The 20,403-nt window shown below is 29.4% G+C and carries 25 protein-coding genes and 1 other annotated feature; of the genes, 21 read left to right on the top strand and 4 right to left on the bottom strand.

The window, feature by feature from the left end:
• The first annotated feature begins 266 nt into the window (after positions 1-266).
• Positions 267-521: a binding site (T-box leader), on the top strand.
• 58 nt (positions 522-579) lie between these two features.
• The 12 genes from metG (at position 580) to NSA23_RS04405 (ending at position 8,789) form a co-directional block, all read left to right on the top strand.
• The gene (metG, locus tag NSA23_RS04460) at positions 580-2,208 is read left to right on the top strand and encodes a methionine--tRNA ligase (protein WP_257490260.1); all 1,629 of its coding nucleotides are present in this window, start codon (positions 580-582) and stop codon (positions 2,206-2,208) included.
• A gap of 683 nt (positions 2,209-2,891) precedes the next feature.
• Positions 2,892-3,179, top strand: coding sequence for a hypothetical protein (locus NSA23_RS04455; protein ID WP_257490259.1), 288 nt, complete (start codon positions 2,892-2,894; stop codon positions 3,177-3,179).
• Positions 3,180-3,233: 54 nt separating this feature from the next.
• The gene (locus NSA23_RS04450; RefSeq protein WP_257490258.1) at positions 3,234-3,563 is read left to right on the top strand and encodes a hypothetical protein; all 330 of its coding nucleotides are present in this window, start codon (positions 3,234-3,236) and stop codon (positions 3,561-3,563) included.
• A 126-nt stretch (positions 3,564-3,689) separates the two neighbouring features.
• Entirely contained in the window at positions 3,690-4,505 is an 816-nt protein-coding gene (locus NSA23_RS04445; protein ID WP_187116600.1) for a GNAT family N-acetyltransferase, read from the top strand.
• Positions 4,506-4,725: 220 nt separating this feature from the next.
• The gene (locus tag NSA23_RS04440; RefSeq protein ID WP_338080871.1) at positions 4,726-5,211 is read left to right on the top strand and encodes a replication initiator protein A; all 486 of its coding nucleotides are present in this window, start codon (positions 4,726-4,728) and stop codon (positions 5,209-5,211) included.
• Positions 5,145-5,603 carry a DUF6017 domain-containing protein gene (locus tag NSA23_RS04435; protein ID WP_222704687.1) on the top strand — a complete coding sequence of 153 codons (459 nt, stop codon included), beginning with the start codon at positions 5,145-5,147 and terminating at the stop codon, positions 5,601-5,603. Before NSA23_RS04440 ends, NSA23_RS04435 begins: the two co-directional genes overlap by 67 nt.
• Positions 5,604-5,664: 61 nt before the next feature.
• Complete coding sequence (locus tag NSA23_RS04430; protein ID WP_042678422.1) at positions 5,665-6,147, top strand: PcfB family protein; 483 nt, start codon at positions 5,665-5,667, stop codon at positions 6,145-6,147.
• Positions 6,144-6,305: a hypothetical protein gene (locus NSA23_RS04425; protein ID WP_222704684.1), complete on the top strand. Its 162-nt coding sequence runs from the start codon at positions 6,144-6,146 to the stop codon at positions 6,303-6,305. Before NSA23_RS04430 ends, NSA23_RS04425 begins: the two co-directional genes overlap by 4 nt.
• Positions 6,305-6,607, top strand: coding sequence for a hypothetical protein (locus NSA23_RS04420; RefSeq protein WP_042678423.1), 303 nt, complete (start codon positions 6,305-6,307; stop codon positions 6,605-6,607). The genes NSA23_RS04425 and NSA23_RS04420 overlap by 1 nt, the downstream gene beginning before the upstream one ends.
• Positions 6,608-6,927: 320 nt before the next feature.
• On the top strand, positions 6,928-7,053 hold the full coding sequence (locus NSA23_RS04415) for a hypothetical protein (protein WP_257490257.1): 126 nt from the start codon (positions 6,928-6,930) through the stop codon (positions 7,051-7,053).
• Between the two features lie 63 nt (positions 7,054-7,116).
• The gene (locus NSA23_RS04410; protein WP_050069657.1) at positions 7,117-7,842 is read left to right on the top strand and encodes a L,D-transpeptidase family protein; all 726 of its coding nucleotides are present in this window, start codon (positions 7,117-7,119) and stop codon (positions 7,840-7,842) included.
• A gap of 431 nt (positions 7,843-8,273) precedes the next feature.
• Positions 8,274-8,789, top strand: coding sequence for a ferritin (locus NSA23_RS04405; RefSeq protein ID WP_042678424.1), 516 nt, complete (start codon positions 8,274-8,276; stop codon positions 8,787-8,789).
• Positions 8,790-8,836: 47 nt separating this feature from the next.
• On the opposite strand, the gene NSA23_RS04400 is transcribed toward NSA23_RS04405, so the two are convergent.
• Positions 8,837-9,070, bottom strand: coding sequence for an alpha/beta-type small acid-soluble spore protein (locus tag NSA23_RS04400; protein ID WP_042678425.1), 234 nt, complete (start codon positions 9,068-9,070; stop codon positions 8,837-8,839).
• A 370-nt stretch (positions 9,071-9,440) separates the two neighbouring features.
• Here NSA23_RS04400 and lysA point away from each other — a divergent pair, with 370 nt between their 5' ends.
• The 3 genes from lysA to NSA23_RS04385 are packed head-to-tail and all read left to right on the top strand — an operon-like array spanning position 9,441 to position 12,849.
• A complete protein-coding gene (gene lysA, locus NSA23_RS04395; protein WP_042678426.1) occupies positions 9,441-10,703 on the top strand; it encodes a diaminopimelate decarboxylase in 1,263 nt (420 codons plus the stop codon).
• Positions 10,700-11,563: a diaminopimelate epimerase gene (gene dapF / locus NSA23_RS04390; protein ID WP_257490256.1), complete on the top strand. Its 864-nt coding sequence runs from the start codon at positions 10,700-10,702 to the stop codon at positions 11,561-11,563. The genes lysA and dapF overlap by 4 nt, the downstream gene beginning before the upstream one ends.
• Positions 11,564-11,595: 32 nt before the next feature.
• Entirely contained in the window at positions 11,596-12,849 is a 1,254-nt protein-coding gene (locus tag NSA23_RS04385; protein ID WP_042678429.1) for a dicarboxylate/amino acid:cation symporter, read from the top strand.
• 31 nt (positions 12,850-12,880) lie between these two features.
• Here the strand turns inward: NSA23_RS04385 and feoB are convergent, their stop codons facing one another.
• Together feoB and NSA23_RS04375 are read right to left on the bottom strand one after the other, a co-directional pair.
• Positions 12,881-14,998 (bottom strand): ferrous iron transport protein B, encoded by a 2,118-nt coding sequence (gene feoB, locus NSA23_RS04380; RefSeq protein ID WP_042678430.1) that lies wholly within the window; start codon positions 14,996-14,998, stop codon positions 12,881-12,883.
• 16 nt (positions 14,999-15,014) lie between these two features.
• Entirely contained in the window at positions 15,015-15,260 is a 246-nt protein-coding gene (locus NSA23_RS04375) for a FeoA family protein (protein WP_042678431.1), read from the bottom strand.
• Positions 15,261-15,420: 160 nt separating this feature from the next.
• Between NSA23_RS04375 and NSA23_RS04370 the strand changes: the two genes are divergently transcribed.
• From NSA23_RS04370 to NSA23_RS04360, 3 genes are read left to right on the top strand one after another with little or no spacing between them, the layout of a single operon-like run.
• Positions 15,421-15,579 (top strand): spore coat associated protein CotJA, encoded by a 159-nt coding sequence (locus NSA23_RS04370; RefSeq protein ID WP_075052087.1) that lies wholly within the window; start codon positions 15,421-15,423, stop codon positions 15,577-15,579.
• Between the two features lie 13 nt (positions 15,580-15,592).
• Entirely contained in the window at positions 15,593-15,853 is a 261-nt protein-coding gene (locus NSA23_RS04365; protein ID WP_042678432.1) for a spore coat protein CotJB, read from the top strand.
• Positions 15,854-15,867: 14 nt separating this feature from the next.
• Positions 15,868-16,440 (top strand): manganese catalase family protein, encoded by a 573-nt coding sequence (locus NSA23_RS04360; protein ID WP_042678434.1) that lies wholly within the window; start codon positions 15,868-15,870, stop codon positions 16,438-16,440.
• Positions 16,441-16,965: 525 nt separating this feature from the next.
• On the opposite strand, the gene NSA23_RS04355 is transcribed toward NSA23_RS04360, so the two are convergent.
• Positions 16,966-17,163: an alpha/beta-type small acid-soluble spore protein gene (locus tag NSA23_RS04355; protein WP_042678435.1), complete on the bottom strand. Its 198-nt coding sequence runs from the start codon at positions 17,161-17,163 to the stop codon at positions 16,966-16,968.
• Between the two features lie 161 nt (positions 17,164-17,324).
• On the opposite strand from NSA23_RS04355, the gene NSA23_RS04350 reads away from it, so the two are divergent.
• The 3 genes from NSA23_RS04350 (at position 17,325) to NSA23_RS04340 (ending at position 20,390) form a co-directional block, all read left to right on the top strand.
• Positions 17,325-17,600 (top strand): ArsR/SmtB family transcription factor, encoded by a 276-nt coding sequence (locus NSA23_RS04350; protein ID WP_042678436.1) that lies wholly within the window; start codon positions 17,325-17,327, stop codon positions 17,598-17,600.
• A gap of 137 nt (positions 17,601-17,737) precedes the next feature.
• The gene (locus NSA23_RS04345; RefSeq protein ID WP_050069658.1) at positions 17,738-19,723 is read left to right on the top strand and encodes an FAD-dependent oxidoreductase; all 1,986 of its coding nucleotides are present in this window, start codon (positions 17,738-17,740) and stop codon (positions 19,721-19,723) included.
• Positions 19,724-19,841: 118 nt separating this feature from the next.
• Positions 19,842-20,390, top strand: coding sequence for a rubrerythrin family protein (locus tag NSA23_RS04340; RefSeq protein ID WP_042678437.1), 549 nt, complete (start codon positions 19,842-19,844; stop codon positions 20,388-20,390).
• The last annotated feature ends 13 nt before the right edge of the window (positions 20,391-20,403 follow it).

Here is a 20,403-nt window from a genome sequence, read left to right as displayed (position 1 = left end):
GAGCTTATTAATTTAAAATTATGAGGCAAAAAAAGTCTATATGATATTAATATGGTGGAGAATATATGCTAATGATAAGTTATATGATTTGTGGGTAATTTATAATAATGAAAATGTTTAATTATTAATTTAAGATAAAATTACTAAGGAAGGATTAGACTGTAGGATATCACTAAGCTATGATATAGAATGTCTGGTATATCTAAAAATAAACGAATAATAATATTTACTTTAGTTACAATATAGAATATAATACTTATAATAATATAAATGCAAAGAAAAGGAAAGTAACTTTAAGAATACTTTTACAGAGAGTTCCAGTTGGTGAGAAGGAGCAAAGGATATTAAAGTGAAAATGGCCTTGGAGCAGTGCACCGAGATCCTTGGATTTAGGCTGCAATGGGTTCGCCCATTATAGTGATAAAGTATAATTGCAATTTTGCAACGTACTTGATAAGGCTTATATCGCGAGGTATAAGTAAATTAGGATGGTAACGCGAAGGCTAACTCTCGTTCTTAAGAATTGTTCTTAGGTCGAGAGTTTTTTTATTTAAATTTTAAAATATTAGGAGGGATAGCATGAAGATTTTTATTGGAGGAGCATGGCCCTATGCTAACGGATCCTTACATATAGGGCATATAGCAGCATTGTTGCCAGGAGATGTTATAGCAAGATATTTTAGAGCAAAAGGCGAAGAAGTCTTGTATGTATCAGGGAGCGATTGCCATGGTACACCTATATCTATAAGAGCTAGAAAGGAGAATATAAGTCCTAAGGAAATCACTGATAGGTATCATAATGAGTTTAAATATTGCTTTGATAAGTTGGGATTTTCCTATGATATATACTCTAGGACAGATGATGAATATCATAAAAAAGAAGTTCAAGACATTATTACAATACTATATAATAATGGACTAATATATGAAAAAGAAGTGGAACAACTTTTTTGTGAAAAATGTAATCAATTTTTAGCAGATAGATTTGTTGAAGGTATTTGTCCTGTGTGTAAAAATATTGCCAGAGGGGATCAATGTGATATTTGTTCTACTATTTTGGATCCACTTGAACTTGTGGGTAGAAAATGTAAAATCTGTGGTAGTGAACCAGTAGTTAAAAAAATAAAACAGTTATTTTTTAGATTATCCAAATTTGAAAAAGAACTAGAAATTCATCTTGAACAAAGCAGAAAAAATTGGAGGATAAATGCGATTAATAATTCGGAAAGATATTTAAATGAGGGGCTAAGAGATAAAGCAATATCAAGAGATCTTCTCTGGGGTATTGACATACCTATTAAAGGGTATGAAGATAAAAAAGTATATGTATGGATAGATGCAGTATTAGGTTATTTAACATTATCTAAGAAATGGGCATTAGATAACAATGAGAGTTGGGGAGAATTTTGGAATAATAAAGCTATATCCTACTATGTTCATGGAAAAGATAATATTCCATTCCATTCAATAATCTTACCTGCATTATTGAGTGGTTCTGGAGTTAATAAACTTCCAGATAGAATTATTTCTAGTGAATATGTGACCTTAGAGGGGAAGAAAATATCTACCAGTAATAATTGGGCAGTGTGGATTCCTGATGTAATTGAAAAATACAATATTGATTCATTAAGATATTTTTTTATAGCAAATGGCCCGGAAAAAAGAGATACAGATTTTTCATGGAGAGAATTTGTCAATAGAAATAATGGTGAATTATTAGGTGTATATGGCAATTTAGTAAATAGAACCTTGGTATTTGTGAAAAAATACTATGAGAATACAATACCGGAAGGTGAAATAGATCCACATATAAAAGTAAAAATTGAACTTTTATATGAAAAAGTTGGTGAACATATTGAAAAGGGGGATTTAAAGATAGCTATAGATGAAATTTTTGATTTTATAAGGAGTATAAATAAATATTTTGACGAGAAAACTCCTTGGATTACCATAAATACAGATAAAAACAAATGTACAAATACCATTTATACTTGTCTAATATCTATAATTAATATAGCTAATTTATTGCACCCGTTTTTGCCTTTTTCATCATCTAAAGTTAAAAGTTGGTTAAGTTGTGATATAGAACCTTGGGAATATAAAGATTTAGAAATAGGAACTAAAATAGGGGATTTTGATGTTCTATTTGAAAGATTAGATAAGGAAATAATAGCGAAAGAATTAAGTAAGTTGGGAGATAATTATTAAGGTTGTTAGCTTTATTTTATCGACAATTAAAATATATTTTGAAAGTCATGTCTTAATGATATATATACAGTTCTGTAGAGGAACGTAGGGGGTGATGCCTGTGCTTGCTTAAGGGCATGAAATATTGATAAGACAAGGATATTGGAAACTTATCCAAAGAATAATTTAATCATTTAAAATAAATCATACTAAACATATAAATTTATATAATTGCTAGGTTGCATAGAGAAACTATATAGGCTATAGTTTTTATATGGAGTATATTAATTATAATTAAGTTGAGTATATAGGAGAAATGTGTTTGATTTTAAAACTTTATCAAATATTTCTACTAAGTTTTAAAAAAGATTGATATATTTTTCATATAATAAATATTTTTAGAAGGAATGGTTGTATATTGATGTTTTGCAAAAAGTTAGTATTTTATTCTGATATTAAATAAAGAATATATAACTGATAGATTTAAAGAAAAGTAATTTATATTGAGATATCTTGTTTAGATTATTTAGATAGATATTACTTTGAAACAGAGGAGATAAAATATGAATATTGAATAATATATAAAGTTTAGAAAAGCCCAAGATAATTTAGATGAATTTGATCCAAAAAAGAAAATAGAGAATCTACATTCAATTATAGATTATGTTTTTGAATATTTTATAACTTATGTTGATATTAATGCTTTGGAAAAAAGAAAGGTAGAAAAAAATGAAAAAGTAGTTAAATATCAAAAACAGTTGAGAGAATATAGTGATGAAACACAAAGATGGCTACTAAAAATATTTGCAGAATATGATGTAAGATTAAATATAAGAATCAGGAATGCATTGAATGATAATGATATGTTTTTATTATATGGAGATGAAGCTCATTTTAGAAAAGCGACTTTTCAATGTTACGCAAAGCTTTCAAAAAAGCATAACTTCTTAGAGAATTATACAGAAGAACTTTTTGATTTCGTGGTAGATTAGCATAAGATTTGGAGTATGGATTACACTGAGAATTCTGAGAGAAACAAAATCTTAATGAAATTTCTCGATAGTGTTACAAAATATATAGAAAATACTTGGAAAAAATATCATGTAAACTTGTTGGCTTGGGGTTCCAAATATGCTATTTCATTTTCTGATGAGGTATGTATTTATAGTTATGATTCAAAAGATAAGGAGTATGATGTTAAAAAAGAAAAGAATAAATTTAATTTAAATATCAAATATTCACAAGTATCAGATATCCCGTATATAAAAGGTAAGAAAAGTTATCTAGAGATGATTATAATGTATTTTTGGTGTACTAGAATTGTTGATGAAGAGGAGTATTTAGAAGAATATCTAAAAAAATTTGTTGGAAAATAGAATGGTTAGATATATAGGTTATGGTTATATATAGTTTATAATTAAAAACAAGAATATTTAATTTTGTATAGTTGTGAGAAAGTGTGAACTAAAGGGTATTTATATATAATGAGAGGGTTGATATTATTGTTTAAAGTAAATAAACTTAGCTCAAGAGCTATTGATAATATTACATATGACGATAGTCCAAGTTTTTCAGGAATTGTTGCTGGTGAATGTAAGGGTGATATATGGGTTGATGATGTAGAGAAACCTAATATTGCATTGGTTGCTTCATTTGCAGTAGGTGGATTTTCAATATTAGGAGAACCTATTAATATTGAGGTTTATAGCAAATTTAAAACTTTTATGATAGAAGATATGTTTTGTAAATTAAAAAGTAAAGGTGTTAATTTTTTTGAGTTTTCTATTGAGTCAGAGAAAGCAAAACCATATATTCTCGACATATTTAACAATAAAGTTATTCAAACCGAAGATGAATATACATTCCGTAAAAATGATAGATATAATGAAAGTATCATAGTTCCAGATGGATATAAGATATATAAAGTTGATTCTAAGTTTTTAGAAAAATTGGAAAGTGGCGTATTTGATAATCCAGAATTTCTGGTAGAACGATTGTTGGAATCTTGGGGTACTTATAACGATTTTCTAAAAAAAAGTGTGGCGTTTGTGGCAGTTAATCAAAATAGAATAGTTGCTGTTATTGCTGGAACAGCAAGATTTAAAAGTATAATTCCAATTGATATTGAAACAGAAAATAGTCATAGAAAGAAAGGCTTAGCACTTGCTTTAACACATCACTTTGTAAATGAATGCATAGATAATGGATTTATAGCGCAATGGGACTGTGTTGATTCTAATATAGCTTCAAAGAGAACAGTGGAGAGGGCTGGATTTCAATTCTTGAAGAAAAATACGGTTTATTGGTTTGAAATTTGAATGCGATATGATGAATTGTTTAGCTTAATTTGAAGTTAAGTTGCATCACATCTTTTATACAATGCGAATAAATCTTCTTTATAAAGCAAGCGATTAAATTTTATAATAAGAAACTTAGCAAGGGTTAAATTAAAAACTAAATATTAAAACCAAACTAACGGTAAGACGAAAATCTTGCCGTTTTTTCATGCCTAAAATCAACGAGAGGAGGTGATTATCGATAGTCTTTAATTATTATCATGGCAAAGAATCAGAGCAGTTTTCATTCTTTAGAATACCAAAGGTACTTTATACAGATCCAATATTTAAAAATCTATCATCTGATGCTAAAGTACTCTATGGAATTCTTTTAGATAGAATGGAATTATCTATAAAAAATAGCTGGGTTGATGAAAATAACAGAGTATTTATTTACTTTACCATTGAAAATATTATGGAAATCATGGGGGGAAATAAGAAGTCTGTAAAGGTGCTTTCTGAACTTGATACGGAAAAGGGAATTGGACTTATAGAAAAGCAAAGACAGGGGCAGGGAAAACCTACTAAAATTTATGTAAAAAACTTCATTGTGGACAATCTTTCTGAAATGTCAAAAGGAAATTTTAAGAAGTGTCGAAAGGATAAGGTAATAATACTAATATTAATAATACTGAAACTAGTGATACTAATCAAATCTTATCTTCAGGAGAAAAAGATAATAGATTAAGATTAGATAGAAATTTCATAAATAAAGCAGAAGCATATAGAAATCTTATTTATAAAAATATTGAGTATAAGCATTTTAAGCAATTTGAATCTGCTCAGATAGGAAATATAGATAATATTGTAGATTTAATGGTAGATATCTGTGTTCAAGAAGAAGGTACAATACCTATTAATGACAATCAAATGCCTGTAGAAGTGGTAAAGAGTAAGTTTTTAAAACTCACCTCATCTCATATTGAATACATTATGGATAGTCTTGATAGAAATCCTAGTGAGGTTAGAAATATTAGAAATTACTTGATTACAGCAATATATAATGTACCAAATACTATGAGTCAGTACTATAGAAGCCTAGTTAATCATGATATGAATGAAGGAGATTATAATTGGTAGGTTATATTAGTGGAGTTCCACCATAGACGATATTTAAGAAAAAATGAAAGGAGGCATAAGATTGCAAGAAGAAGTTACTGAAAAATCAATTGCATTTGTAGCTAAAAACAATAAGATGACACTATCCGTTTTAAAAATATTAATTAGTGCCTATCTTAAAGAAAAAGAAAGACAGAAAATATCTAAGGGACAAAATATTAAGAGAAAGAAAGTATCTTTAAAAGAGCTATCCAAGAAATATGATGGTTTAAAGAGTATTGAAATTAATGAAAATAATATAAAAGGTTTTGAGAAAAGTGCTAAAAAGTATGCGATAGAATATGCTTTAATAAAGGACAAGACAACAGACCCACCAACATATATAGTATTTTTCAAGGGGAAGGATACAGATATTTTAGATACAACCTTTAGGGAGTTTGTTGGAAATGAAATAGATAGGGATAAAAGACCATCTCTAAAACAAGCCCTAAAGAAGATGAAGGAAATATCCAAATCTATAAATAAAGACAAGGTTAAAAATAAACATCAGGAGCAAAGCCTATGAGTAGGATTATCGAAAATATAAGATATGAAATTTCTTTAATAGATAAAAAGAAACTATTTATAAAACTAGTATCATATATTTTTATCTACTATATTTTCAATAAGGTTGAAGAGATGTATAAAGGATTACCATTAAATAACTTCTTTATTACTCTATAATGGAAGCAGATGGCTATTCCTTAGATGATAAAAGGAGTAAAATAGAAGAAAATGATATACCAGATATAATAGAAAGATTCAATAATTTAGAAGGAGAAAAAGACAGAAAAAGAACAAAAAAGTCCTTCTTTGTACCAAAAGCTGAAATAGCAGAAAACCACTACGATTTAAGTATAAATAGGTATAAAGAAATAAAGTATGAAGAAATAGAATATGAAAAACCAGAGGTAATATTAGACGAGATAAAAGATTTGGAAGAAGAGATAGATAAAGCATTAGAAAAGTTAGAGAGGATGATATAGGAAATGAGAAAAAAATTAATAGATATTTTTGAAAAGCCTATATCAGGGGAATGAGGAAAAGAAGCAAATAGTGATAGTTCAGTAAAAGTGATTAGGACAACAAATTTTACTAATGTGAGAAAATTAAATTTAGATGATGTTGTTTTTAGAAGTATTGATGAGAAAAAGATAGAAAGAAAAAAATTACAATATGGAGATATAATAATTGAAAAGTCAGGAGGAGGACCTAAATAACCTGTTGGTAGAGTTGTTTACTTCGATATTGATGATGATATTTATTTGTGTAATAATTTTACTTCTATCTTACGAGCAAAAAAGAATTGCAAGAGGAGCCTTTTAAGAATATAGGTAGTATTATAGATATATTTGATACGGAGAATGCACTTAAGATAGTAAGTATAATAGATAATATAAATAAAAATGCGGAAGATATTATAGGAGCTTAATTATTTTTTAGTCTAAACAAATTCCCTCCTTGCATATAATGACAATATAAGGAGGGAATTTTGGTGTTTAGGCGAATTAAGCTAGTAGTATTAAATTTTATCTTGATGACTATAGTAATTATTGTTGGCAATAAGATACATTTATTTTTATTTGAAAAAAATATAGACAATAATTCTAGTGATGTATATTTGACTGAAAAAGAGCCTAATTTATCTATACTTATTGAGGTGGATAGGAAAGCTTTGTATTTAATAGATATGGATGAAAATAAAGTTATAAAAAAATATCCAGTGGCTACAGGGAAGCCTGATTCTCCTACACCTTTAGGTACCTTTAAAATAGTTGAAAAAGCTGCATGGGGAGGAGGATTTGGTTCTAGATGGATGGGACTTAATGTTCCATGGGGTAAATATGGTATTCATGGTACTAACAAACCAGGCTCTATAGGGTACAACGCTTCACAAGGCTGTATAAGAATGAGAAATGAAGATGTAAAAGAGCTTTATTCTATGGTGAAGCATGAAACATTAGTGACTTTGACTTCTGGGGAATATGATCCTTTTGGCTATGGACTTAGAACATTGAGGCCAGGTGATAGAGGAGCAGATGTGGCAGAAGTTCAAAAGAGACTCAAATCAAAAGGATATTATGAAGGTTCTATAGATGGGGTTTATGGAGATGGAATGAAAGTAGCATTGATAAATTTTTTAAAGGATAATAATATGTCTATAACTGATAATATAGGGTATAATGTTTATGAAAAACTTGGGATAATAATTATGGATTAAATATTTAAAAAACTACTTTACAAAGGTATCTTTTTTTCCTATAATATTGTCGTCGGTAGTTTATTATTATTTGCAGGAGATGACCTATTATGATACGCAAAAGATATGAAATTAAACGGGGTTATCTTTTTTATAAAGATGAACTAGAATTCAAATCTTCTTTACAGGAGTTTTTTTGGAAAACCCGTATGAAAATGAAAGGATGCAATATTAAAGAAATTAGGCGTAATAAACAGTCTTTTAAATATTAAAAAGTATTTAATTAAAAACTTCTGTTTAGATTTTAAAACAGAAGTTTTTTAGTTTTATCTAATACTTACTTAATTTTACTATAAATGTTATAATAATGACAAAATCTATATAATAGGTTTAAATGCTTATTGTTGGGTATATTAAATATGGTAATGATTTTTTTAATAGGAGGGATTATTATGTTATCGGAAAAGTTACTTAAAGAATTAAACAAACAAATTAATTATGAGTTATATTCAGCTCACTATTATCTAGCTATGGCTGGATACTGTCTTAGTGAAGATTTACCTGGATTTGCAAATTTTTTCATAGCACAAGCTGAAGAGGAAAAATTTCATGCTATGAAATTTTTCAATTTTGTAGATGAGATGGATGGAAAAATTAAAATATCAGGATTAGAAGAACCAGAAGAAGATTATAAATCTGCATTAGAAGTTTTTAAAGCAGCTCTTGAGCATGAAAAATTTGTTACAAAGAGAATATATCATCTTATGGATATTGCAATGGAAGAAAAAGAACATGCTACTATTAGTTTCTTAAAATGGTTTGTTGATGAACAAATAGAAGAAGAAAATAGCATGAAAGATATAATAGTACAACTTGAAAAAATCAGTGGAGATAGCCATGCAATGTATATGTTAGATAAAGAACTAGGTCAAAGAGTATTTACACCACCAGCAGATTCTGATCAATAATTCATGAAAAAAGATAGGCCCTATATAGAGCCTATCTTTCTTTATATCTATCTAGTAGTTGTTCCACCACTCATGTTTTGTTGAGCCATTTGTACTAATCTTTTAGTCATATAGCCACCAACATAACCATTTTGTCTTGATGGTAGATTACCTTTATCCATTGTTTCATAATTTGACATTCCAAGTTCAGAAGCTATTTCTGTCTTCATTTGATTCAATGCTTGACGTGCTTCAGGAACTAAAATTTGATTACTTCCAGTATTATTTGTGTTATTAGCCAATTTGTTCAACTCCTTTCTTGATTTATAATTTATATATTAAATTGGTGTATTAGTATTATGTGTAGAAAAATATCTAATAAACATGTACTTTTTTCATAGTTTATATTATTTTTCAATGAAATCCAAAAAAAAACATTTCAAATACATATATTTAGTACGAAAATACGGAATAAATCCGAAAAAATGAAAAACTTTAAATGGCTATCTTTCAAATAATCTTTAGAATTAGTCCGATAAAGTGGAAAAATTTTTAAAAGATTACTTCTACTAGTTTAAATAGTATAGCATAAGAGATGGTATGAATATTGCATATAATAGTATTAATATAACCAATATAACCAAATTTCAAAATTAAGAAGGGAGAATAAATATGGCTAATTTTTTGTTTTCTAATGTAGATACCGTAGAACTTGCTAAAAAATATAAAACACCACTTTATGTGGTTTCAGAAGATATAATACTAGAAAGATTTAATGAAATTAAAAAAGATTTTATAGAGAAACATGAAAATACAATGGCAGTTTATGCGAGTAAAGCTTTCCTTACCAAAGAAATGGCACGAATTGTAAAAAGAGAAGGTTTGGGAATGGATGTAGTTTCAGGTGGAGAACTTTATACTGCTATAAAAGTAGATTTTCCTATGGAAAAAATAGTTTTCCATGGAAATAATAAAACTTTAGATGAGATAGAAATGGCAGTAAAATACAATGTAGGAAGAATAGTAGTCGACAATTTTTATGAATTAGAACTACTAGACAAAATGGCTAGTAAGTATAAGAAAAAAGTGAATATACTATTTAGAATAACACCTGGAGTTAATAGTCATACTCACAAATATATAAGGACTGGTCAGGTAGATTCTAAATTTGGAGTTCCATTGAATGAAAATATAATTTATGAAGCTATATTAAAAGCTATAAATTCGAATTATATAGAACTTAAAGGTTTTCATTTTCATATAGGTTCTCAACTTCAGGAAAGTGAAACTCATGTGAAATCTATTAAAGTTCTTACTTCTTTAATGAAAGAAATAAAGGATGAACTAGGTTTTATAACTAAAGAATTAAATACTGGTGGAGGTTATGGTATTCATTACAATGGAAATGAATCAAGGAAACCTTTATCATATTTTACAGATGCTATGATGGAAGAGTTGGAAAAAGAATGTAGAAAATATAATTTAGAAAGGCCAAGAGTAGTTATTGAGCCAGGGAGATGGGTTGTAGGTGAGGCTGGAATCACACTTTATACAATAGGTTCAATAAAGAATATACCAAATGTTAGAACTTATGTAGGGATAGATGGAGGTATGCCAGACAATCCAAGGCCAAGTCTATATGATGCTCAATATGAGGCTTTAATTGCAAATAAAGTAGATGAAGAAATTACAGATATAGTTACAATTGCAGGTAAATGTTGTGAATCTGGAGATATACTTATTTGGGATTTAAAGACTCCTCATATAGAGGCAGGAGATATATTAGCAGTACTTTCTACAGGTGCTTATAACTATTCTATGGCAAGCAATTATAATAGAATACCAAGACCAGCTGTGGTAATGATTTCTAAGGGAAATGATAGATTGATAGTGAAAAGAGAGACCTATGATGATATACTAAGAAATGAGATATGAAATTAACGTGGATAGGTGATAATATGAAATTTACTAAAATGGTAGCTGCTGGTAATGATTTTGTATTATATAATGGATTTGAGTATAATATAAATAATTATAGCAATTTAGCTATAAAAAGCTGCGATAGGCATTTTGGAATTGGTGCAGATGGTATAATGATATGTGAAGAGTCTGATATAGCAGATATAAAAATGATTTATTATAACTCTGATGGCTCTAGAGGAGAAATGTGCGGGAATGGTATAAGATGTTTTTCAAAATATGTATATGAAAATGATATAATAGATAAAAAGATTTTTACTATCGAAACATTAGCAGGTATAAAAACTATATGTTTAGAGATTAATGAAAAAGATATTGTTGAGATTATAAAGGTTGATATGGGAAAACCCATATTTGCAAGTAATAAAATACCTGTTAATATAGATAGTAATGAAGTGTTATTAGAAAATATAGTTATAGATGGAGTAGGTATAACATTTTCTGCAGTGTTAGTAGGTGTCCCACATATAGTTATATTTGTAGATGATGTAAGACATATAGATATAAATGGCTTAGGGAAAAAACTAGAAGTTCATTCTATTTTCCCTAAAAAAACTAATGTAAACTTTGTAGAAATAGTAGATAGAAATAATATAAATATATATACTTGGGAACGAGGTGCAGGAAGAACTTTAGGATGTGGTACTGGTTCTTGTGCTGGAGTAGCATTAGGAAATAAATTAGGAAAATTAGATAAATTAGTAAATGTAAAGACAGAAGGTGGAGAGCTTCAAGTTGAGTTAAAAGACAATTATGAAATATACATGAAAGGAGAAGCTACTACTATTTATACTGGAGCAATGCTTGACCTATAAAAAAACAATAAAATATAAGAGGTGAAGTATTGATGGAAAATAGCAGAAAAAAAGGTTTTTGGTATTACTATAAGTTCCCAATCATATTATTATCATCTATAATATTAGGCTGTATAATAGGACTAATAATGGGAGAGAAGGCTTCTGTACTTAAGCCCTTTGGAGATATATTCTTAAATGCCATGTTCACTATAGTAGTACCACTTGTTTTTGTAACTATCACTAGTGCTGTATCTAGTATGGCAGATATGAGAAGACTAGGGAAGATTTTAGGGAGTATGCTATTAGTTTTTGTAATTACAGGACTTATTGCTTCTATAATAATGATAACAGTTGTAAATATTTTTCCTCCTGCTAAGGGAGTTCATATTGAAATGCCAAAGGCGGAGGAAATTGAACCACTAAAAACTTCTGAGCAAATAGTTGCAGCAATAACTGTAACTGATTTTACAGAACTTATTTCAAGAAAGAATATGCTTCCACTAATTATCTTTTCTATATTTTTTGGATTATGTGTAGGATTAATAGGAGAAAAAGGACAGAAAATAGCAGAAGGATTAAACATATTATCAGAAGTTTTTCTCAAAATGGTTTCAATTATTATGTACTATGCTCCAATTGGACTGGGAGCATATTTTGCAGCATTAATTGGAACATTTGGTCCAGAGCTTCTAGGTTCTTATGCTAGAGCTATGGTTATCTACTATCCAATCTGTATAGTATATTTCTTTGTAGCTTTTTCTTTGTATTCATATTTTGCAGGAGGTATAAATGGAGTTAAATTGTATTTTAAAACTATATTCCCAGTAGCTATAACTTCTTTGGCAACTCAAAGTAGTGTTGCATCACTACCTGTAAACTTAGATGCTGCGAGAAAAATGGGTGTACCTAAAGATGTTAGAGATATAGTCATTCCTATAGGGGCTACAGCTCATATGGATGGCTCTTGTTTAAGTGCTATACTCAAAATTTCCTTTATGTTTGGAATATTTGATATGCCTTTTAAAGGAATAGGAACTTATCTCACAGCTATAATAATTTCAATACTAAGTGGAGTAGTTATGTCTGGAGTCCCAGGTGGTGGACTTATTGGAGAAATGCTTATTGTTAATCTCTATGGTTTTCCAGCAGAGGCCTTTCCTATTATAGCTACTATAGGTTATTTGGTGGATCCACCTGCAACTATGATAAATGTAACAGGAGATTCACTAGCATCTATGATGGTTACAAGAATTATTGAAGGAAAGGATTGGATGAAGAAAAGTCTTACAGCAAATGAAGACTAAGACCCTGATATATTAAATACCAGGGTTTTGATTAAATAAAACTATAAATAAATTTTCCGACTATATTTATTATAAATGTAGCTAGTACTGCCACTACAGTAGTTAAAAGAAAGGTAAAGGCAGGCCATTTTCTTCCTCCTGTTTCTTTTTTAATAGTTAAGAGAGTAGTTCCACAGGGGAAATGTAGTAGAGAAAAAATCATGAAATTAAGGCCAGTTATAAAAGTCCAACCATTATTTAATAATAAGTTTTTTAATGTTTCTATATTTTCAAATTCAAGCATTGCTCCTTCTGACATATAGCTCATTATAAGTACAGGAAGTACTATTTCATTAGCAGGAAGTCCTAAAATAAATGCCATTAAAATATGCCCATCTAATCCTAGTAGTGTTCCAAAAGGGTTTAGAAGGTTTGCAGTTCTATTTAAAATACTTATTCCACCTATAGTTATATTTGCAAATATCCAAGTTATAGCTCCAGCTGGTATAGCTACGATTATAGCCCTGCTTAGTACAAAGAGTGTTCTATCTATAAGGCTTCTTATAAGTATAGGACCTATTTGTGGTCTTCTATATGGAGGTAGTTCCAAAGTAAATGAAGAAGGTACTCCTTTTAAGAAAGTTTTAGATAAAAATTTAGATATAAATAATGTAAATAATATACCTATTATTACAACAGATACTACAGATATAGCTGCTAAAATTGAACTATATTTTTTATTTACTAATCTTCCAATGAATATAGTTGACATGGCTATTATTATTGGGAAACGTCCATTACAAGGGACAAAATTATTAGTTATTATAGCAATAAGTCGTTCCCTTGGAGAATCTATGATACGACAAGCAATAACTCCTGCAGCATTGCATCCAAATCCCATGCTCATAGTCAAAGCTTGTTTTCCATGGGTTCCAGACTTTCTAAAAGAGTTGTCAAGATTGAAAGCCACTCTAGGTAAATAGCCTAAGTCCTCAAGTAAAGTAAATAATGGAAAGAATATTGCCATTGGTGGTAGCATAACAGATATAACCCAAGCAAGGGTCCTATATACCCCTAAAACTAGTATTCCATATAGCCAATCAGCTACATCCCATTTAGTGAAAAGATAAGTCAGTTTGTCTTCAAAGCTAAAAAAAGCTTTTGCTAACAATTCAGATGGATAATTTGCACCTACTATAGTTATCCAAAATATAAGCCCTAGCAAAATAATCATAATAGGATAACCAGTTATTTTACTTGTAAGTATATCATCTAGTTTTTTATCCCAATTAACTTTTCTATTGTCTTCTATTGTAACTACTTCATTTGATATTTTCTCTGCATTTTCGTATATAGTAGTTACAATGCTATCATCTATATTCTCATGTTTTTTAATAATGTTTTCAATTTTATTTAATGGTTCATCAGTAAATCCATGTTCTATTAAAAAAGTTTTTAATTCTTTTTTTATATTTTCATCTCCATCTATTAACCTAAGAGATATCCATCTTATATTTTGACTTTTGTTTAGATATGTAGAGAGGATATTTTCTATTTCATATATTGTATTTTCAACTTCGCTGCTATATTTTACTTTATTAGGACTGTAGCTATGTTTAGCATTATGAATAGTATTTAAAAGTTTTTCAACTCCTATACCATCTCTTGCTACTGTAGGTATGACAGGTATTCCTAATTCTTTTTCTAACTTTTCTACATCAATTTTTATGCCTTTTCTTTTAGCTTCATCTATTAAATTTAATGAAACTACTACATTATCAGTTATTTCCATTATTTGAAGTACTAAATTTAGATTTCTTTCAAGGGAAGTGGAGTCTACCACTACTATTGTTATTTCTGGTTTTCCAAAACAAATAAAATCTCTCGCAATTTCTTCTTCTTGGGAATTTGCAAATATTGAATAAGTTCCTGGTAAATCTACTAATAAAAAATCTTCATCTCCATAGTGAAAGGTACCCCTGGCATTGGCTACAGTCTTTCCAGGCCAATTTCCTGTGTGTTGTTTTAAACCTGTAAGATAATTAAATAATGTACTCTTTCCAGTATTAGGATTTCCAGCTAATGCTATGACAGTATGATTTACTTCTTTTTCCACTATATATTCATCTTTAATTAAAGCTAATCCACTAGACTCATGAGAAAGTCCCATAAAAAAACCTCCAGTCTTATAATATAGTTATTAAAATCTCTTCAGCTTCTTCCTTTCTAAGGGCAATAACAGTTCCCCTTATATTAAAGGCAATCGGATTGCCTGAAGGACTTACTCTTTCATTTCTTATAATAGTATTTGGTGTAATTCCTAAATCTAAAAGTCTCCTCCTTTTAGATTTTTTACATATTAGATTTATAACTTTACCAGATTTTCCTACTGGCAAATTTTTAAGAGAAATAATATTATCTGAATTTTCCATAAAAAACCTCCTTAAAAAATCCCACTTTTCCAAACTACTCTAGAATTAGTATATGTACCATATGAAAAAAAGTTCTTTAATATTTAAGAAGCAGATATGAACCTTTTTATATTTGAAGCGTAATATATTATTGTAAATAAAAAAATAGGAGGCTTGAAAAATGAGAAGTGGATCAAGAAGACAAGAATATTGTTTAGCAAGAGCCTATGTACCTTTTCAAATTATGGATCAAGTATATAATCCTAGAGAAGCATTGAAAAAGGGTACACTTTTCCCAGATCTGTATATGGCATGTGGATATGAGAATAGACGTTATTAATGGAGGTGTTTTTGTGAATAGAGAACAAGTTTGTTTATTAAAGGAAATTATGGAGATAAGTTTTGTACTAGATGAGACGGCACTTTATTTAGATACTCATCCAAATGATGAGAAGGCATTAAGACTTCACAATAGTTATGCTCAAAGATATAGTGAGATGGTATCACTATATGAAGCTAAATATGGACCTATGAAAAATCATAGTATGAGTCAATATCCATGGGCATATATAAATGATCCTTGGCCTTGGGAATTTGACTATAGTTTATGTTAAAGGAGGTATAGTATATGTGGATTTATGAAAAGAAATTGCAGTATCCAGTAGTAGTAGATACATGTAACCCAACTTTGGCAGCCATGCTTTTGGAACAATTTGGAGGAGCTGATGGTGAACTATCAGCAGGAATTAGGTATTTAACTCAAAGATGGACTATGCCTACTAATAAAGCCAAAGGATTATTAACAGATATCGGTACTGAAGAAATGGCTCATTGGGAGATTGTAGGAACTTTAGCTTGGAAATTGGTAAAAGATGCTTCAGTGGAACAAATTAAAGGTACACCTTTTGAAGCTCATTATGTAAATCATGGAAAGAGTCCATTTCCACACGATGCAGCTGGTGCTCCTTGGACTGCTAGCTATATACAATCTAAAGGAGATCCAATAGCAGATTTACATGAAGATATGGCAGCGGAACAAAAAGCAAGAGCTACTTATGAATGGTTGATTAGTATAAGTGATGATCCTGGTGTTACAGATACATTAAGATTTTTAAGGCAGAGGGAAATAGTACATTTTCAAAGATTCGGAGAAGCTCTAAGAATAGTACAAGAAGAACTAGATAGTAAGAAATTTTATTAGCCTCAAACTTTGAGGCTAATTTCTATTTATATTATGAATATTACTAGCTAAGCGGGTATTTCAAAAAAGTTTCCGATGTTGGGCACAAAACTCCAGTGACATAATAAGTTTAGGTCTAGCCAATCAAACTTAAATCAAAAGAGGTATTCATATAGATAGCAATAGCTTATTATATACAAAATAAAATTGTAAGTATAATATAGTATTTTTACTAGAGTCATGATAAATTATCTGTTTTATATATTATTAAAATATTAAATAATTTAAATGTGTTATAATTTATATATAAATGTACTATAGGTTCTACGGAAATTAAGACGCCTGTTAAAAAGCAGAGAACCAAAAGCTATGCTTTTGTGTCAATCATTTTGTTTCTCTGCACAGATAGTAGGTTACGAGGTTAATGAAGCAGGAACTTTTAGTAGTGATGCTAGAAGCACGTGACTTTAATCATATTAGATTCATAATAAAAAATATTAGATTTTTAAGGATTTTTAAAAAAATTATTAGCCCCAAACTTTGGGGCTAATCTTTATCTATTAAATTCTCTTCTCCCATTTCCACTAGTTTTCTAGTCATAATTCCACCAACTTTACCTGCATAAAATATGTTTTTAGTATTGTCAATGGATTTATCTAAAGTAGTATCAAGGCCTAGTTCTTGACTTATTTCAGCTTTAAATTGTTCAAGGCCAACTCTTGCGTTAGGATCAATTTTATCCATTAAAATCCCTCCTTGTTTTATCTGCCTGTATTATATTCTTAACCTTATAATTTAATTAAATACAAGGAATATAATAGTAAAATTTTAAAAAAAGGTATTATTGACTTCTATATTTATATATTGTAATATATAAATATAAAGATATAAAGAAGGTGTAAATATTGGATATTGACAAGAATGTATTAGAAGAAAAGGCAGAAATTTTAAAAGCTATAGCTCATCCAGGTAGACTTTGTATTGTAAGAAGATTATTAAAAGAAGGGGAAAAAAATGTAACAGAGATGCAAAGTTGTCTTGATGCACCTCAATCTACAGTTTCTCAACATTTATCTAGATTAAAAGCAGCAGGAATAATTGAAGGAAAAAGAGAAGGCACAGAAATATATTATAGTTTGATAAATGAAGATGTGAAAAAAATTATTGAATCAATTTTTTAAGCTTAAAGTCGTCATATAATTAATAACTTCCATATATTTATATATTATATTATTTGAATATATAAATATATAAATATACAATAAGGAAGTTTTATTATCTAATATGCAAGTATTGTAATATAAAGGAGGAACCTTAAATGTCTAAGAAAGTTTTAGTTGTTGGAGGAGTAGCAGGTGGAGCAACAACAGTTGCAAGACTAAGAAGATTAGATGAAGATTTAGATATAGTATTATTTGAAAGGGGAGAGTATATCTCTTTTGCCAATTGTGGTTTACCCTATTATATAGGAGGGGTTATAGAGGAAAGAGATGCACTATTAGTTCAAACTCCAGAAGCTATGAAAAACAGGTTTAATATTGATGTAAGGGTTCAAAATGAAGTAACAAAAATACTTAGAGATGAAAAGAAAATAGAAGTTAAAGATTTAAATACAGGAAAAACATATGAAGAATCCTATGATTACTTAGTATTATCACCTGGTTCTACACCACTTAAACCACCAATACCAGGAATTGATGCTCCAAATATATTTAGCCTTTGGAATATTCCAGATACAGATGCCATAGACGCATATATAAAAGAAAATTGTCCTAAATCTGCAGTAGTTGTAGGCGGAGGATTTATTGGACTTGAAATGGCAGAAAATTTACATGGACTAGGTATTGAAGTATCAATAGTTGAAATGCTTGATCAAGTAATGGCACCTTTGGATTTTGAAATGGCTGAAATAGTCCATGAGCATATAAAACTTAAAGGTGGAAATCTTTATCTAGGAGATGGAGTGAAGAGTTTTCATACTAAGGATGGAAAGACTACAGTTACTTTGCAAAGTGGAAAAACTATAGAAACAGATTTAGTTATTCTTTCAATAGGTGTACGTCCCAATAGTGAATTAGCAAAGGATGCAGGACTTGAACTCAATGAAAGGGGCGGAATAGTAGTTGATGATAATTTAAGAACTTCAGATAAAGATATATTTGCTATTGGAGATGCTATAGAAGTAGTAGATTTTGTAAATAAAAACAAAGCTATGGTTCCATTGGCTGGACCTGCAAATAAACAGGGAAGAATAGTAGCCAACAATATAGTTGGAAGGGAAGAAAAATATAAAGGAACTCAAGGAACTAGTGTAGCTAAGATATTTGATTTAACTATTGCTAATACTGGAAATAATGAAAAAACTTTAAATAGATTAGGCAAGAAATACCATGAAGATTATCTAATATCTTTTATCCAGGCAAAATCTCATGCTGGATATTATCCAGAATCACTGCCTATAACTATCAAACTAATATTTGATTTAGATGGAAAGGTTTTAGGTGCTCAAGCAGTAGGATACAAAGGTGTAGAAAAGAGAATAGATGTTATAGCTACAGCTATTAGATTTGAAGGAACAATATATGATTTAAAAGAATTAGAACTTGCATATGCACCACCTTATTCTTCTGCTAAAGATCCAGTTAATATGGCTGGCTTTGTAGCAGAAAACATTTTAAATGGGGATGTAGACACTATATTTTGGAATGAATTAGAAGAATTAGATAAGGAAAATACAATTATACTTGATGTAACTAATTCAGAGGAAAGAGAGATGGGATATGTTGAAGGTTCTATAAATATACCAGTAAATGAATTAAGAGATAGACTTGATGAACTAGATAAAGATAAGCTAATTGTGTCATATTGTGGATTAGGTATTAGGGGGTATATAGCTTCAAGAATACTAACACAGAATGGATTTAAGGCGAAAAACTTTGCAGGAGGATTTATGTTATATAGAAGTTTATTCTGCAAAGATAAGGAGGATTGCGGCGGAAAGTCCTTATCTGAAGATATACAATATACAGATCATGGAGAAATAAAATCTGTTGGAACTGAATCAGGAAAAGAAAATATTCTTAGAATAAATGTTAGTGAATTAACTTGTCCAGCACCATCTAAAGAAATTAATATTGCTATGGAAAAATTAGATGATGGAGATATATTAGAAATATTGTCGAGTAATCCAAATTTTAGTGAAAGTATGAAAGTTTGGACTAAAAATACAAATAATACATTTATAAAGGGCAAAAAAGTGGATAAAGGCTTTTTAGTTACTATTAAGAAAGGCTTAAATAAATAACTATAGTATAAATCCAGAGAAATTATAATTTTTCTGGATTTTATTGTTAAAATGTTTACATCCCACTGTTAAGGGTAATATATATTATAAGCTAAATTTAAAAATAGGGGTGATTTTTGTGAATCCAATGACAGCAGAAAATTTACGTTCAGCATTTGGAGGAGAAAGTCAGGCACATATGAGATATTTAATATGGGGGGACAAGGCAAAAAGAGATGGTTTTCCAAATGTAGCAAATTTGTTTAAGGCTATTTCTTATGCAGAACAAGTTCATGCTACAGGTCATTTCAACGCATTAAAGAATGAAGATGGAGATTTTTCAGTAACATCTATGGCAGGATTTGGACTAGGGACTACTTCTGAAAATTTACAAGGTGCTATAAATGGAGAATTGTTTGAAATTAAACAAATGTATCCATCTTATATTGCAGTTGCAGAAATGCAAGAAGAAAAAAGTGCTTTAAGACCAATGAACTTTGCTTTAGCGGCAGAAAAAATTCATGCTAAACTTTTTCAAGAGGCAAAAGATTCAGTAGATAAAAATAAAGATATAGATATTGAAAAAGTTTATATCTGTCCTGTCTGTGGATATACTGCTGCTGATGAAGCAGAAGATATTTGTCCAATTTGTGGAGTTAGTAAAGACAAGTTCAAAGTATTTGACTAAAAAGTAAAGCTAC

It is taken from the genome of Anaerosalibacter massiliensis, from assembly GCF_024623155.1.
Taxonomy (GTDB): domain Bacteria; phylum Bacillota; class Clostridia; order Tissierellales; family Sporanaerobacteraceae; genus Anaerosalibacter; species Anaerosalibacter massiliensis.
Note: the sequence above shows the minus strand (reverse complement) of the source record. Positions and strands in the feature narration are given on the sequence as shown.

Bases quoted from the DNA above. Each gene is read 5' to 3' on its own strand.
- NSA23_RS04360 (WP_042678434.1), top strand. From the start codon at position 15,868: ATGTGGATTTATGAAAAGAAATTGCAGTATCCAGTAGTAGTAGATACA.
- NSA23_RS04355 (WP_042678435.1), bottom strand. From the start codon at position 17,163: ATGGATAAAATTGATCCTAACGCAAGAGTTGGCCTTGAACAATTTAAA.
- NSA23_RS04425 (WP_222704684.1), top strand. From the start codon at position 6,144: ATGAGTAGGATTATCGAAAATATAAGATATGAAATTTCTTTAATAGAT.
- feoB (WP_042678430.1), bottom strand. From the start codon at position 14,998: ATGGGACTTTCTCATGAGTCTAGTGGATTAGCTTTAATTAAAGATGAA.
- NSA23_RS04375 (WP_042678431.1), bottom strand. From the start codon at position 15,260: ATGGAAAATTCAGATAATATTATTTCTCTTAAAAATTTGCCAGTAGGA.
- NSA23_RS04385 (WP_042678429.1), top strand. From the start codon at position 11,596: ATGGAAAATAGCAGAAAAAAAGGTTTTTGGTATTACTATAAGTTCCCA.
- lysA (WP_042678426.1), top strand. From the start codon at position 9,441: ATGGCTAATTTTTTGTTTTCTAATGTAGATACCGTAGAACTTGCTAAA.
- NSA23_RS04405 (WP_042678424.1), top strand. From the start codon at position 8,274: ATGTTATCGGAAAAGTTACTTAAAGAATTAAACAAACAAATTAATTAT.
- NSA23_RS04370 (WP_075052087.1), top strand. From the start codon at position 15,421: ATGAGAAGTGGATCAAGAAGACAAGAATATTGTTTAGCAAGAGCCTAT.
- NSA23_RS04345 (WP_050069658.1), top strand. From the start codon at position 17,738: ATGTCTAAGAAAGTTTTAGTTGTTGGAGGAGTAGCAGGTGGAGCAACA.
- metG (WP_257490260.1), top strand. From the start codon at position 580: ATGAAGATTTTTATTGGAGGAGCATGGCCCTATGCTAACGGATCCTTA.
- NSA23_RS04450 (WP_257490258.1), top strand. From the start codon at position 3,234: ATGAAATTTCTCGATAGTGTTACAAAATATATAGAAAATACTTGGAAA.
- NSA23_RS04420 (WP_042678423.1), top strand. From the start codon at position 6,305: ATGGAAGCAGATGGCTATTCCTTAGATGATAAAAGGAGTAAAATAGAA.
- dapF (WP_257490256.1), top strand. From the start codon at position 10,700: ATGAAATTAACGTGGATAGGTGATAATATGAAATTTACTAAAATGGTA.